Origin of the sequence: Pedobacter africanus, from assembly GCF_900176535.1 — a bacterium.
Taxonomy (GTDB): domain Bacteria; phylum Bacteroidota; class Bacteroidia; order Sphingobacteriales; family Sphingobacteriaceae; genus Pedobacter; species Pedobacter africanus.
Genome location: NZ_FWXT01000001.1, coordinates 2,244,291 through 2,259,903, shown reverse-complemented (window position 1 = coordinate 2,259,903; position 15,613 = coordinate 2,244,291). Strand labels below are relative to the sequence as shown.

Here is a 15,613-nt window from a genome sequence, read left to right as displayed (position 1 = left end):
CTCTGCTATTTAGATTGATTAAAAATTAAGCGAATGTAGGAAGTATATCCCGGCTTAGGAAATTTATTTAGAATTAATATAAATAAGTGTACTGGTGGTTAATCGACGGAACCTGCTGCGGGAAGTGCATTCACGTATTCCTTGGGGCTCTGCCCGAATTGTTTCCTGAATTCCCGGCTAAAATATTTGGGGTCATTGAATCCTACCAGATAGGAGATTTCTGAAACATTATATTTTTTCTGCACAAACAGCTGGGCCGCTTTTTTGAGCCTGATGGTTTTGATAAAGTCATTTACCGAAAGATCAGTAATGGCCCTTATTTTTTTATACAGGACCGGCTGGCTCATCCCTATGTGTGCAGCCAATTCTGGAATGTTGAAGTCCTGATCGCCCATGTGATCTTCGATATACTGTAGCATTTTAGTCATAAAGGTATGTTCAACGCTGCTTATGGTAACATTTTGGGGTTGTAGGGTTACCTGCTGGCTAAATTTCTGGCGCATGGTTTTCCGCGACTGCAGCAGGTTCCGTACATTCAGCTTCAGCAGATCTATGCTAAAGGGTTTGGTTACATAACTGTCAGCCCCTGTTTCAAGGCCATCCATTTGTTGTACATGCGTTGATTTTGCAGTAAGCAGGATAACCGGAATATGACTAGTCCGTTCATCTGTTTTAAGTTTGCTACACAGTTTCAGCCCATCCATTACCGGCATCATAATGTCGCAGATGATGAGGTCTGGCAAAAGCTCGGTAGCAGTTTGCCAGCCCTTTAATCCGTCTTCACTTTCTCTTACTTCATAATCTGTATTTAAATAACCCCGCAGCATTTGCCGGATTTCCGGATTGTCCTCTACAAGAAGTATGGTTTCTGCACCTGTTTTTTTAGGCCCTTTTTCAGAAACTGCTGCCGACTGGTGTAACGAGCCGGTGTAAAGCTGATAGCTACCTGCCTGTTCCGAAGTGCCGGTAAGCTCACTGGCCTTAAAGTGTGCCTTGCCCTTTTTAAGTGTTACGGTAAAACAGGTATCACCAGGGTTTTCATTACTGGCCGGACTGCTTTCTATAGCTATGCTTCCGCCATGGGCCTCTACGATGCTTTTGGATAAGGCCAGGCCTATACCCGAGCCAATATGGCTTGATCCAGGTTCGTCAACCTGGAAAAAATCGCTAAACAGTTTATTCTGGCTTTCGTAGGGAATCCCTTTCCCGTTATCTCTTACCTTAATAATCACCTGTTCGGCCGTAGCTGAAGCAGACACAGAAATCCGGCCTTTATCGCTTGTAAATTTAAAGGCATTGGAGAGCAGGTTAAACAACACTTTTTCCAGCTGTGCCCAGTCGAAATATAATTCTATTTCTTCCTGTTCGCAATTAAAGCTATACTGGATTTGGTGTACGGTAGCCAGGTGCTGAAACGATTGGAAGATCTCCTTAATAAAGCCAATGATATCACCATTGGCGACGCTTAGTTTAAGATGCCCTGTTTCCGCTTTTCTAAAATCCATCAGTTCTGTAATAAGTCGCATGAGTCGCTCTGCATTATTTCTAATCGGGAGAATCTGATTGTTGATCTCTGGATTGTCTTTGGTGGTTTTTGATAAGGTTTCAAGCGGGCCGAGTATCAGGGTAAGCGGGGTCCGTATTTCATGAGATACGTAGGTGAAGAAATTTAGTTTCATTTTTTGAACATCTTCAGACCTTTTGAGCAGAGCACGTATAAACAGGTAACGGACGATCAGGAACAGGATAATAGAGAAAATAAAGATATAAATCAGGTAAGCCCACCAGCTGGCCCATATCGGGGGCATAATACGAATGATGGTACTGGCCAGATTAATGCCGGGAATACCATCGTTATTTATGCCTCTTACTTTGAACTGATATTTGCCGGAAGGCAAATTGGTATAGGTCGCGCTTGGTGTTTCTGCATAATTCCACCCCTTATCATAGCCCTCCAGCTTGTAGGCGTACTTGTTCTTGTCAGACTTAATGTAGTTCAGCAATGCAAAACCAATGGTAAAATGGTTCTGGTCGTGTTTAAAGATTAGTTGCCGTGTCAGCATCATGTGTTCCTTTAATAGCTGGTCTGGTCCATTTACAACTACAGGCTGGTTAAACAGCTTAAGTCCGGTAAAGACCACTGGTGCAGTAAAGGTATTGGTTTGGATATTTGAAGGATAGAAGGAACTGAGGCCGTTTAGCCCTCCAAAAAATATTTCGCCCCGACTGCTTTTAAAGTACGATCGCGCATTGAACTCATTGCCCGCCAGACCATCACTTTTGGTGTAATTCCTAAATTTTTTAATGCCTGCATTAAATTCAGACAAGCCATTCGCTGTACTGATCCATAAATTTTCTTTATCATCTTCAATAATACCCAATACATTGTCGTTGGCCAGACCATCTTTTTCTTCGTAAGATTTGAAATGGTTGGTAGCCGGATCATAAATGCTAAAGCCGCCAAAATAAGTGCCGATAAGGATTTTACCGGCCTTGCTCTGGCTGATGCAGTTGATGAAATCGGAATACAGCCTGGTACTGTCGGTTTCGTTTTTCAAAAAAGAATGCAATTGTTTGGTATTAAAATTATACCGGTACAGCCCCGCAGTGGTTCCCATCCAAAGGTTTTTTTCGCGGTCTTCAAAAAGGGCGGTTACCCCATATCTGCCTTTATGTACAAACTTATCCAGCGGACTTTTACTTGTTCTCCAATCAAAAAACCCATTTTTTTTGCGGAGCACGGATAAACCGTTCATTGAACCTACCCAGAGGGTGCCCCTGCTGTCGTGTAGCAAGGCAATAATTTCGGCCGTTCCGGGTACGTTTTTGTCGTTTTTTACATTAACAATATGCCTGAATTTACCGGTTGCAGGACTAAAGATATTTAATCCCCCATAATGCGTTCCGATAATTAGGTCGCCGTTGCCAGATCGGTCTGCACACATGATTTTGATGAGGTTAGAGGTGATGCTGTTCGGATTATCGGGATTTGTCTTGTAATTCCTATAAACGTTATGTTTAAGATCGGCATAATTCAGGCCTGCGCCTTCTGTAGCAATCCATAGACTCCCGTTTTTGTCTTCCACAATAGAACTGATCACATTTCCGCTGATGCTGGGCCGAAGTTTGCTGTTTTGATAAATTGTGAAGCGCGTAGCAATAGGATAGGCAAAGTTTACCCCGCCAAAATAAGTGCCTACCCACATGGTTTTTGCATTATCCTGAAAAATGCTGTGTATGGAGTTGTGGCTAAGGCTACCCTTTACCTCGGGCTCATGCTGATAATTGTTGAATTTCATGGTTTCAGGGTCAAGTATGCTTAGCCCTTCCTGCGTGCCAATCCATAGCAATTCCTTATCATCTTGCCTTATCTCCCTTACATCATTGTGGATCAGGGAGCCAGGATCGAGGTTGTTGTGCCTGAAGGTACGGAAGTTTTTTCCCGAGGGGTTAAACAAGGCAATTCCATTGTCTGTGCCTATCCAGAGGTTCTGCTGCTGATCTGCTGCAATGGCGGTTACATAATCGGAATTAAGGCTGCTGGCATCTCCGTTTTTATGCCTGAATACCTTGTAGGTATAGGTGCCGTTTTTAAAGGTCATACAAACCAAACCCCTACCTGTACCAACCCAGATGTTCTTATCCTTATCTCTGAAAATGCAGGAAATGCGGTTAACCGCGTCCGATTTGTTCGGGTTAAAAAGAAAGGTCCGGAACCTGTTTTTGCGTTTGTCTGTCAGCAGGTTTAACCCATTGATGGTACCCACCCAGAGGTTGCTGTCTGCATCTTCATAAATACTTTCTATATAATTGGCACTTAATCCATTTTTTTTTGTAATGTTAATAAAAGCGTCCTTTTCCTGATCATATCTGTTCAATCCGTAAGGAGTGCCTACCCATAGCTGCCCTGCGGCGTCGGTTAATAGGGCCTGTGCTTCGTTGCCCGAAATGCTGTTTGGATTGCTGGAACTGTTTCTATAGATTTTAAATTGGTAGCCATCATATCTGTTCAGTCCTTGCCTGGTACCAAACCATAAAAAACCTGCGCGGTCTTGTGCAATGGCGATCACTGAATTTTGCGAGAGTCCGTTTTCAATGGTCAGGTTACCAAAGCTGATCGGTAGCTGGGCCATTGCCGCCGTCCCGGCAGCAAAAATGGAAAGACAAAAAACGAAGATTTTCCATCTGGCAAATTTCATACAGCTTAATGAGCGTGGTTTATGGTTTGATGTACTAAAGATAGGTATATCTGCGTTTAACGGCCTTGTTTTTATGAATTTTCTACCCAAAAGTTTAGAATATTCATCTTTTTTAAACGAATAATCATCCAGATTTGGATATCTGAACAGCGCATATTTTATCGTCCGGAACAAAACAGCGACACCTGAAAAGCCCAAACCAGCTTTAAAGAAAAAAAATGCAGTTGTTCAATTAAGAACCTAAACCAAACTGTATGAATAAAAAATTTACCAAACCCTAGAGGCTTTCTTTTACCATTTATTTCCTTTCGCTGGTTTCCAGCCGGAAACATCTTTCGTCAACGCGATGACGAAAGATTCGGTACAAAAAACAGAATACCCCACAAAAACAACCAACAAACGAAAAACAATTATAACGGATGAGAAATACCCGAATTAACAAACACAGGCATTGTCAATGGATACTTGTGTCTTTTCTTCTTGCAGGTCTTGGTTTTCCGCTAAGCGGATATGGTCAGGATGCCAGGCCTGATTCGGCAAAAGACACTGCAGCCAGGGACTCAGGAAGTGTAAAGCTTCAACGCTTTGTATCCTCAAAAAATATGGATTCATTACCGGTCAAACTATTGAGCCATGTTCCGTTGAGTACCCTGCAGCAGGTATTGAAAGGAAATGCGGCAGGTGTATATGTGCAGGAAACTACCGGTGAGCCGGGAACTTCCGAACAAAGTATGCTGATCCGAGGCCTGCCTATGCCACTGCTGTCCAGAAAAGACATTTACCAGGCACAGCCTGCAGTTTACCTGAATGGCATCCCCTTGATTCAGGATAACCCATTTATGTTTGATGTACAGCGTTTCGACTATTTACCTATTGGGACGGCAACGAGTTTACTGTCGGCCATTGACCTGGACAATATAGAAACCATTAACATCATCAAAGGTGGGGCTGCAGCAGGTGTTTATGGCCCAAGGGCTGCAAACGGAGCTATTTTTATCACTACCAAAAATGCACGTGAAGGGCTGAGCCAGATCACTTTCAACAGCTATTATGGCATGACGCAGAAAGATCAGGTTATACCTGCAAATGCAAAAAATGAGAGCGACTTCAGAATGCCCTTTTATCAAAAGTTTGCTTCACCAGCTGATTTTGATGCCTATCCGGGCTATCTGCGGGATGTGACCAATGAGAACTATTATGGGCCTTCCAACTGGACAGATCTTTATTTTAAAAATAGTCCTGTACATACCCTAAATGGAAGTATTACAGGAGGTACCAGCAGGTCGAATTTCCGTTTTTTTGGTGGAAATTCCACAAATGCCGGCAATGCCGATGGGACAAAGCTTGACAAGTATACGGCTTCCTTCTTCATTAATATGCTGCCTTTAAAGTGGCTTACGGTTTCCAGTATGATCAATGCCAATCGGATGGAACGCGACAGGAACCGTTCGTTTCGTGACCGTTTTTCGGAAATGCAATATGTGCCAGACCTGTTCAGTCCTATTTCTCCGAACAAGCTGATCTATGGCAACCTACTGAAAGATTATGAAACCAGTTCTATCGATAGAAATAAGAACAACTCCATTCAAGGGTATTTTTCCCTTACCGGTAAGTTGAACAACCTGGATATCATTTCTCGTATAGGGTTTGATTATAATGAGGGGCTGCGCGATGTTTTCTTTCCTTCAACCATGCTTGATGGAAATAACTATGTTTCTAATTATTTTGGCTATAATCAGCGCTTTATTGTCGAAAATACGGTAAAATATATTTATGACATCAATTCTGCGCAGAAGTTAAACCTGGAAGCAGGACATTCTTTCCAGGCTGATGTGAACAAATACAATTATGCTTATGGTTATAAAGGCTCGAGCGACTATATCAGGATCAATGTGGTGAACGGCGACCCTAAAAATGACCAGTACCTGCTTCCCAAAGATTTTATTGTTTATCGTTTCACCGATCGTCAGAAAGCAAACCTGAGCTCACTTTATGCCAGGGCTACCTACGAATACAATAAAGATTTCAGTATAACAGCTGTTGCGCGTACCGATGGTTCGTCCAATATGCAGCCTTCGGCTAAGTGGTTCTTCTCGCCGGTCATCAGCGCAGATTATAATCTGAAAAGTGTCTGGTTAAAAAACAATACCGTATTTTCCAAACTCATGCTTTCGGCATCATGGAGCCGCATTGGCAACCTGCTCCTTACCGACCGTTTTGCCGCTGGTCCGCAATATAATGTTGATCTGGGCTGGTCAGGAAGCCCTGCTTTCTATTCTTATGGAGGTTTTGGAACACTATCCAGGCCATATAACCAGGGCTGGGTAGGATATGATATTCCATGGTCTTACGTACAGGAAAGCAATCTGGGCATTGATGCAGGCTTCTTTGATAACCGTTTACAGACAAGGCTTGAGCTTTATGCTAAAAACAACAAGCGTATGTTGCTCCCTATGCCGATAAATGCTGAGTCTGGCTATACTTCTGCCTATCAGAGCGGAATGGATGTCAACAATTCAGGAGCCGAATTGATCCTGCAGGCGGAAGTGCTTAAAGGTCGGCAATTCAATTGGTCCAGCAGTTTTAACGCCAGCTACAACCGGAATAAACTGAACGCACTGCCTGGTGGGGTATCAGAAATCCTTATTGGCACACAAAAACTGGTGGTAGGACAGGCTATAGACAAATTTTGGGTATTAAAGACCGATGGCGTTTTCAACTCGGATGTGGATGTGCCGGTTAATCCGCAGACCTTTCAGGTGTTGAACTACAAGGGGGTGCCATTTCGTGGAGGAGATCCCCGGTGGAAAGATCTGAATGGCGATTACACCATCAATGAGGCCGATAAAGTGGCGCTTGGGAATTACATGCCAAAAGTAAGTGGCAATTTTTCCAACCAGTTCACTTACGGTAATTTTGGTTTGAATTTCAATGTATATTTTGCGCTGGGCCGTAATATCATGAACCAGGCCGTGGCCAACCGTTTTGATTTCATCAACAGGAAGGGGCAAAACGACATCTCATCTGTAGATGAGATCACTTTCTGGCAAACTAATTTCGATGCTTCAAAATATCCGGTGTACAACCCCTGGAGTGCAGTCCAGTCTTACCGTTCTGACCAGGATATATTTATAGAGAATGGCTCTTATCTGAAACTCCGTTCTGCTTCATTGAGCTACGATCTGAGTAAGGTGAACTTTTTTAATCCGAGAAAGCGTCTGCAGAACAGGTTCGTAGTTTACATGACAGCTACCAACCTGTTTACCATCACTCCTTATAGCGGAGGCGACCCGGAAGTAGCGAGTTATACAGGGGTTGATACAGGGTATGGCCTTTCCATGCCTAAAACGTACATATTAGGTATTAAAGTCGATTTATAGAAATTAAGATATGAGGTTCAATACAATAATAAACTCTTTGCGCATCCTTGTAGGGACAGTCATGCTTAGCATGCTGATGTCAGGATGCAATAAAAAGTTGGACATCGATTCAACACACCTGGTAAACGAGAAAAACAATTGGCAGTCCATTACTGATACCCGTTCTGCATTGCTGGGCACCTATGGCCTGTTAAGGGCTGCAATGGCCGATAATAATGGTCACTGGCTGTATGGTGAGCTGCGTAATGGCGATTTTCAGGCCACCTCTCGGCTCGATCTGAAGGCAATTATAAGCAGTAACCTGAATGCACCCTACCCTGTGGTTCAGTCGCTCAGCAACTGGCGCCGGTTTTACGCGGTCATCAACAGTGCCAGCCTTTTCATTGCGCATGCACACGAAGTAATGGAAAAGGACAAACAGTATACCGAGAAAAATTATCAGGTAGATATTGCCCAGATGCATGCCCTGCGTGCTTTTGCCTATTTTTATATGACGCGGATCTGGGGCGATGTCCCGCTGATCAGGTCGGCCAATGACGGCACATTTGAACAGGCCCCGCGCAGTCCGAAAGCAGAAGTTCTTGGTTATGCGGAAAGCGAATTGCTGAAGGCTGTAACTGACCTTCCTTACCGGTATGGAGACGTTAATGACCCGATATTCCCCGGCTTGTATTATGGCCAGTCGACAGGTGCCTGGAGCGGGGTATTGCTTACCAAGATTTCAGCTTATGCCATTCTTGCCCATATTGCCGCCTGGAGCGAACGTTATATTGATGCTTCAGGTTATGCAGGGTTTGTTCTTAACAATGCCGGCAAGGCAGGTGCAGGTTTCGTGGCTACACCATTGCTGACCAGGGTTGATGGTCTGTTTTACGACAAAAACTCCTTTCAGCTGTTCGGATTGCCCTTTGCCTGGAGCGACAGGGAAGCCAGCCTGGATGGACATATCGAAGACCTTACCCTTGCAGCTCCACTGGTGGTAAAAACCGTACCGCAGATATTTGTTACTGACCAAACCATACTTTCGATCTTTAATGAGGATAAGGATCAGCGTTTCTCTATCAGCGCAGAAACAGGCAGGGCGGTGTCTGATTATTTTACCGGATTTGGCAGCTCAAATACCGTTTTTAGTAAAATAAAATGTATTCGCAATGCTTCAACAGATGGTTCGCTTGGGCTTTTCAGTTCTGCGATCGTTTTTACCCGCCTGGAAGAAATATCCCTCCTGTATGCCGAATCGATGGCCGTGATCGGTAATATCCAGCCGGCAAGGGATGCCCTGGACCAGGTTCGTATTGCACGCGGATTGCCACAGTATAACGGGCCTGCCTCAGGTCTTATTGACGCCATCTTTAAAGAACGTAGGCGTGAACTGATGGGTGAGGGCTGGCGCTGGTACGATCAGGTCCGTTACAACAGGATCAAACGCAACAATCCAGAGTTCAATAAACTCATTAGCAGCGATGGCATCTTCTGGCCAATCAGCCAGGATGTGCTGAGCCGTAATTCTTCACTGGTCCAAAACGAATATTGGAGGTAATCACATGAAAAGAAAATTAAATTTCATCCTGCTGCTGGCAGCAGCGATAGCATTTACAGCCTGTAAGAAAGATAAAGGGGCCTACGATTATGAGAATAAGGTAAATGAGTACGATGGGCCTGTTTATAGTTATTTGAAGGCGCAACCAAGCACCTATGATTCCCTGTTAAGGGTGGTCGATCGCATTTCCTGGTTAAAGGATTCCCTAAGTGCGCCAGGTAAATTTACCGTATTCGCACCAACCAACCGCAGCTTTGTCTTGGCCATGCTGAACCTGAATAACCTTCGTGCTGCACAAAAAAAGCCGCTTCTTAACCTCGGTAATGCAGATGTCAGCCAATTGGAAACCTTGTTAAGCAGGTATATCATCAGTGGCAGGTATACAACAGATAGCTTGCAGCTTACGGACGGGGTAATGTTGGACAACATCAAACATGATTATGAAATGCATGCCACAGAGATCAATTCCAATGCATATGGATTTGTAAAGGGCGGGCCAAAATCCATCATGTTCAGTGATATTAAATACTCGCAGTACATTGTAGAGTGGCAACGTACAACCACCCAGGCAGTAAACATCTTTACCAGCAACGCCGTGGTACATGTGCTTACTCCTTCACACGAATTCGGTTTTAGTGAATTTACCCTCAGGCTCAATAAATAACGGTTATGAATTCAGTTAAAAAGATCATGATAAATAAAAAACAGCTGACCGCTGTATGCGCGGTTTTTGTGCTGTTGCTGCCTGTAATGTTCAGCGCCTGTAAAAAGCTGCTGCCTACAGACCGCGACACTTTTAACCTTGAAGCGCGTTTTACCCAGACCATCTATAAGCCGGTACTGGGGCGTACTACCCTGATGAGCAATAATTTTGACTCACAGAATTCTACCCTGCCTTTGACCTTCAGGATTGTAAACCCAAGGAACAACGATGGACAGGTCGCACCCGAACTCATCAAACCTTTTGATGTTTTGGTCTGGAAAAAAGCCTATACCGGAACAGAACAATCCCTGGCAGAGATTGAAGCCAAGAGGGCCATTGAAAAACACCCGCTTTTTGAGGTCCGTGAACATTCAGGAGAGTTTATTCTCTGGGCGGCGGCCAACAATTCCGTCCTTAAATCTTTGCCCGATTCAGGTTATACTTTTGATGTTGAGGTAACCAATAATGGCGGACGCCGTTATTTCAATAACATGAAACTGCAGCCTTATAAGGAAAGACCTTATGAGCCTAACTCCATGGATGCAGTTACCGGTGCCAGTTCAAATGCGCCCATAAGGCCTACAACTGTTCTGAATATGCTCGGTGAACGCACCTCTACTGCACTTACAGCAAATGACATCAATGTTTATTTAAACCGCATTGGCGATGGAAATTCCCTAACCATACGTTTTCTGGACAGTACACAGCATGTCATCAATCCCAATAAATTCAACCTCACCAAGTGGGAAAAACTGGTGCATGGTTTCAATTTGGAGAAGACCAATACCTATATAAAATATGATGTCGCATTCCCGATCCCGCTGGTAAATATTCCAACGGCATATACTACCATAGATGGCAGGCAGGCACAATTGATCTTCAGCTACGACCGTCTGGGCTTTGGCGGGATCAAAGAGCTTGGAGGTTTCTCCTTTAATTTCAGCATTTACCAGCAAGGCGCATGGGAAATCATTTTTTGGTTCAACCGGGATAACCCAAAATTCGAAAATGAATGATGTATACCAGGCAAAACAGATTTAAGCGAAACACATTAAAACAATACAGGACCATGAAGCACTTGTTGAAACTTTTATTGATCCTTGGGCTGGTGCTGAGCTCCGGCATGATGGCCTATGCCCAGAAAATGGTGACCGTAAAAGGTGTCATTCTGGAAAAAACAACCAATCTGGGTTTACCGGGCGTTAATGTCGCCATGGGCAACCCACTTAAGTCGGTAGGTTCTACAGGAGGTAATGGTTCTTTCACCGTTACTGTACCGGAAAATACAGAGTTAGTATTCAGTTATATCGGTTATAAACCACAAAGGCTCCGTGCAAACGATAAGCAGCCAATGCGTATTGTAATGCAGGAAGCCAATAATACCCTTGAAGACAAGGTGATTATTGTGGGTTATACCGCAAAAACCAAAGAAGTATCAACCGGTGCAACTACTACCATCAGCGGTAAGTCGCTTCAGGATGTCCCTGTAGCCAACGTAATGGAACTGCTGCAAGGTAAAGTTGCGGGACTGAATATCCAGAACAATACGGGTAGCCCGGGTGCAAGAGGCTCTGTATTCCTGCGCGGTTTATCTAGCATAGACATTCAGGGAGCAGGCAGTGACGCATTCCTTACCCCCACTTCGCCTTTGTTCGTGATCGATGGTGTTCCATTGGATGCCAACTCCAATTATGAATACGGGTTTTCACAAGGTGGCCCTGGCATCAGCCCGCTTTCTCTTATCCCACCAGAAGATATTGAAGAGGTCAGCATTTTAAAGGATGCACAGGCTACTTCCTTGTACGGTTCACAAGGTGCTTATGGGGTTATACTCATTACCACCAAAAGAGGTAAGTCCAAAACTCCGATCATCCAGTATACCACTAACTTTTTTGTGAATACCCCTCCAAAACTCCGAGAGGTGATCGGCGGGAAAACCGAGCGCGATATGCGCCTATGGCAGCTGTACAACTACAGCCTCAACATGTATGATGCGCGGCAGCGGATAGACAATAGTCCTTTCCTTGCCGATAGCCTGAATGCTTTTTACAACAATTCTACCGACTGGCAAAGTGTGTTCTACAGGACAACCTTTAACCAGACCCACAACGTAAATGCCTCGGGTGGAGACCAAAGGTTTAACTATAAAGTCAATCTTGGGTATTATGATGAAAAGGGAATTATTGAAAATACAGGACTTACCAGGTACTCACTGGGGATGAATGTGCTGTATCAGCCCAACGACAAATTCAGGTTATTCTCTAATGTTTCTACGGCTCTTGGTGTAAGTCAGAAAGGAAGTGGGAACGGGGTTCAGCAGGGAGGTGTGGGCAAAGGGGCTGCGGCATCTTCTTTATTGCCTCCGCCATCGCTGTTCAGCGGAGCTGGCGATGCAACAGGGGCACTGATTGTAGACAATAACAACAAATCGGCCAATATTAAAACCAATCTTGAGGCCAGGTATCAGTTCCTGAAATCGCTGGCTGTAACCAGTGTGGTTAACTATGATTACAATACCGGTACCGAAGATACTTTTAAACCGGCCATTCTGAACAACAACAAATCCAGTCTTTATAGCTACAACGACAGGAGAAGCACGCTGTACAACCGGAACATGATCAACTTCACCGAAACCTTCAACAACTTTCATAACCTGAGCTTCTTTCTGTTCAATGAAATGTACATCCGTAATTACCAGGCGCATGTGATCAACCAGGTGCGTACGCCGAACGATCAGTACCAGGGACCCGGTGGCTTCAATGCCGGGGAGTCAAAAGGAGGGGTATTGAACAGCTATGCGGATTCCAGATCAGCTGCCCTTGCTGCTTCTCTTTCTTATAACTTCGACAAAAAATATGTGGTAGACCTTTCTTACCGCCTGGATGGTGTGTCGAGCAGCGGACCTGATGTACCCTGGTCTAAAAATCCATCAGTTGGCCTACGTTGGAACTTTAATAAGGAAAAGTGGTTTGAAAAAGCAAAGTGGCTTGATTACGCCTCCCTGCGTGGCAGCTGGGGCAAAAACATTGTGCCCGTTGGCGATGTATTCGATGCCTTCGGCTCCTATAACTACAGCGGTTCTTACAATGGCTCACAGGCTATCGGGATTGGCTACAAACAATTGCCCAATACGCTGTTGACACCAACGGTTACCACACAGTTCAACGCCGGGCTCGACCTTGGTCTTATGGAAGGTAAGTATCAACTGACTTTTGATACCTATTATAAAATGGTAGATAATCAGTTGCGGACTAAAGCCTTGGCAGATCACAATGCCTTTGAGGAGATCAGGACCAACGAGGTCAGCTTGGTGAACTATGGTTACGAACTTTCCCTTACTGTGCGTCCGCTTGCCAAGAGTAGCCCGGTAAACTGGACAATATCTGCAAACGGTGCCATCAATAAAAATGTACTTACCCGTCTGCCGGATGCTGTACGTTCCATCATGTTAAAGGATGCCAACACCGGTCAGCACATCCTGTACCGCCTGGGCCGTAACAGTTTGTCTAACGTATTGTACAATACCAAAGGGGTATATGCCACGACCGACCAGGTTGCGGTTGACCCTGTTACCGGGCTGAGGTACCGGACTTCAAACGGTACAAACACGGTTTATTTCCAGGGTGGGGATCCGTACTGGGCGGACATTAACGGCGATTATGTTCTGGATGAACGCGACCTGGTGATTGCAGGCAACTCCTTTCCTAAAATTACCGGGGGTATCACTTCCTTCATTTCCTATAAAAATTACTCTGCCAACCTCAACATGTCCTTTACTTTAAAAAGGGATATCCTGAACAATGCGCTGGCAGAACAGTTTCAGAATTTTGCCAATCCGGTTGAACAGGGAAACCTGGTGCCGCTGGACAGGTACCAGCACTGGAAAGCTACAGGGGATGCTTCTATGTACCCTAATCCTTACGATTTTCTGCGCTACAGTGCCTATGCGCCTTTCAGGTTTGACCAGACGCTCTTTCAGGAAGATGGCTCTTATCTGAAAATCAACACCCTTACGTTAGCCTATACCTTCGACAGGAAATTTGCTGAACGTTTGGGTATTACTTCTATGCGTGTCTACTGTACCGGGAACAACCTGTATACTTTCACAAACTATTCGGGGCCAGATCCTGAAAATGTGACAGACCTGGGGCGCGACAATTCTAAAGGTTATCCGAGCAGGCGCAGTTATTCACTCGGTCTTAACGTACAGTTCTAAATGAAATTGAAGATGAAAAAGATCTTATACATAATCCCTCTACTGGTGCTGCTGATCGCAAATCCGGGCTGTAAAAAGTTTTTAAATGTTGAACCCGTAACCAGCTTGTCGGGCAACAACTACTGGAAAACGGCTAAAGATGCCGAAGATTTTACCAAGGATGTATACCGGCTGTTCCGTACGGCAACCATGTCCAACATTTTGCTGGCCATAGGCGATTTCCGCAACAGTTATGCAAAAGCCGGATCTACATTTCCGAAACGCTATGATTTTGATTATATGGCGGCAAATGATGTGAAAAAAACGTTGGCAGCAGATGCCACCAGGACCAGGCCCGACTATAATGCCGAACTGGAGTGGTACCAGGCCCGTGCCCGTTATGACATCATTCCCAACTGGACACCGTTTTATAAAGTGATCCAGTCGGCCAATATCCTGTACAAGGAAGTAGATCGCGTACAGGACCCTGCCTTTAGTGAGGCTTCGAGGAAACAATACCGGGCTGAGGCTGTGTTTATGCGCTGTATGGCCTATTTCTTCCTGGTAAGACTATATGGCGATGTGCCTTATTACATCAATGCTTACAACCAGGACCCCTTGCCACGTACCAATATGGTTACCGTGTTTAAAAACTGTATTGCCGATCTTGACAAAGTAAAAGCAGACTTGCCCTGGACTTATAAAGATCCGGCAAATCGGGCGGTAAGAGCAATGAGAGGTAGTGCTATAGCGCTGATGATGCACCTCAATATGTGGTGCGCCGGTTTTGACAACCTCAATTCCCAGGAATATTATAAAGCAGTAGATGAGCTCGGAAAGGAGATCGAGGAAATTGGCATGAAGCAACAGGGTGCCTACGCCTTATTGCCAATTGAACAAACCTATCTGGTGATGTTTGGCCGTTCGCAGGAAGGACTTTTTGAGATCCAGCTGAGCAGTAACTATGGTGAGGTCAGCGTAGACCGCAGGCATAAATTTTCCAACAGCGTGGCACACCTGCCTTTCCTTACCTCTACAGATAGGTCGGTAAGTGAGCTGGCCTACCGCTCAAGCTATATGCGTACCCTTTACCCGGAAACAGTGGCAGATAAGCGCAAATCCATCTGGTTTGATCAGGCCGATATTTATGATGAGACCGGTAAGGCCATTATTTACAAGTTTTTTAACCGATCAGCGCCTACACAAGGTGATGACGATAATCCGATCATCTTCCGCCTGGCAGATGTGATCCTGCTGCATGCAGAAGCCCGCGCTGAAATGGGTGATGATGCAGGTGCCCAAACCCTCCTCAATGTAATCAGGGCAAGGGCAGGAGCGGATGCTTTCCCTGCTAATCCGGGCGAGGGAAAGATCAAGGATGCTATTTATTACGAGCGCTGTAAGGAACTGATGGGTGAAGGACATTATTATTATGACCTGGTGCGTACCAAACGCATTATGGACCCGAACTTCTCCTTCAGGCCAATGTCTTATTCTGCTTTTATATCCGGGGCATGGACCTGGCCGATCGATAAGAAAGCATTGCAGAACAATCCATACATGACTTTAAACAACTATTGGCAATAAGCTTCATTT

7 protein-coding genes are annotated in these 15,613 nt (G+C 44.9%); 6 read left to right on the top strand and 1 reads right to left on the bottom strand.

Going from position 1 to position 15,613, the window contains the following annotated elements:
* Positions 1-98: 98 nt before the first annotated feature.
* Positions 99-4,199 carry a hybrid sensor histidine kinase/response regulator transcription factor gene (locus B9A91_RS09350; protein WP_144008889.1) on the bottom strand — a complete coding sequence of 1,367 codons (4,101 nt, stop codon included), beginning with the start codon at positions 4,197-4,199 and terminating at the stop codon, positions 99-101.
* Between the two features lie 419 nt (positions 4,200-4,618).
* Here B9A91_RS09350 and B9A91_RS09345 point away from each other — a divergent pair, with 419 nt between their 5' ends.
* From B9A91_RS09345 to B9A91_RS09320, 6 genes are read left to right on the top strand one after another with little or no spacing between them, the layout of a single operon-like run.
* Positions 4,619-7,579 carry a SusC/RagA family TonB-linked outer membrane protein gene (locus tag B9A91_RS09345; protein WP_084238073.1) on the top strand — a complete coding sequence of 987 codons (2,961 nt, stop codon included), beginning with the start codon at positions 4,619-4,621 and terminating at the stop codon, positions 7,577-7,579.
* 10 nt (positions 7,580-7,589) lie between these two features.
* Complete coding sequence (locus B9A91_RS09340) at positions 7,590-9,119, top strand: RagB/SusD family nutrient uptake outer membrane protein (protein ID WP_084238072.1); 1,530 nt, start codon at positions 7,590-7,592, stop codon at positions 9,117-9,119.
* A gap of 4 nt (positions 9,120-9,123) precedes the next feature.
* Positions 9,124-9,783, top strand: a complete 660-nt coding sequence (locus tag B9A91_RS09335; RefSeq protein ID WP_084238071.1) for a fasciclin domain-containing protein — start codon at positions 9,124-9,126, stop codon at positions 9,781-9,783.
* A gap of 5 nt (positions 9,784-9,788) precedes the next feature.
* Positions 9,789-10,838, top strand: a complete 1,050-nt coding sequence (locus tag B9A91_RS09330; RefSeq protein WP_084238070.1) for a DUF5007 domain-containing protein — start codon at positions 9,789-9,791, stop codon at positions 10,836-10,838.
* A gap of 53 nt (positions 10,839-10,891) precedes the next feature.
* A complete protein-coding gene (locus B9A91_RS09325) occupies positions 10,892-14,038 on the top strand; it encodes a SusC/RagA family TonB-linked outer membrane protein (protein WP_084239652.1) in 3,147 nt (1,048 codons plus the stop codon).
* 12 nt (positions 14,039-14,050) lie between these two features.
* Complete coding sequence (locus B9A91_RS09320) at positions 14,051-15,604, top strand: RagB/SusD family nutrient uptake outer membrane protein (RefSeq protein WP_084239653.1); 1,554 nt, start codon at positions 14,051-14,053, stop codon at positions 15,602-15,604.
* Positions 15,605-15,613 lie beyond the last annotated feature (9 nt).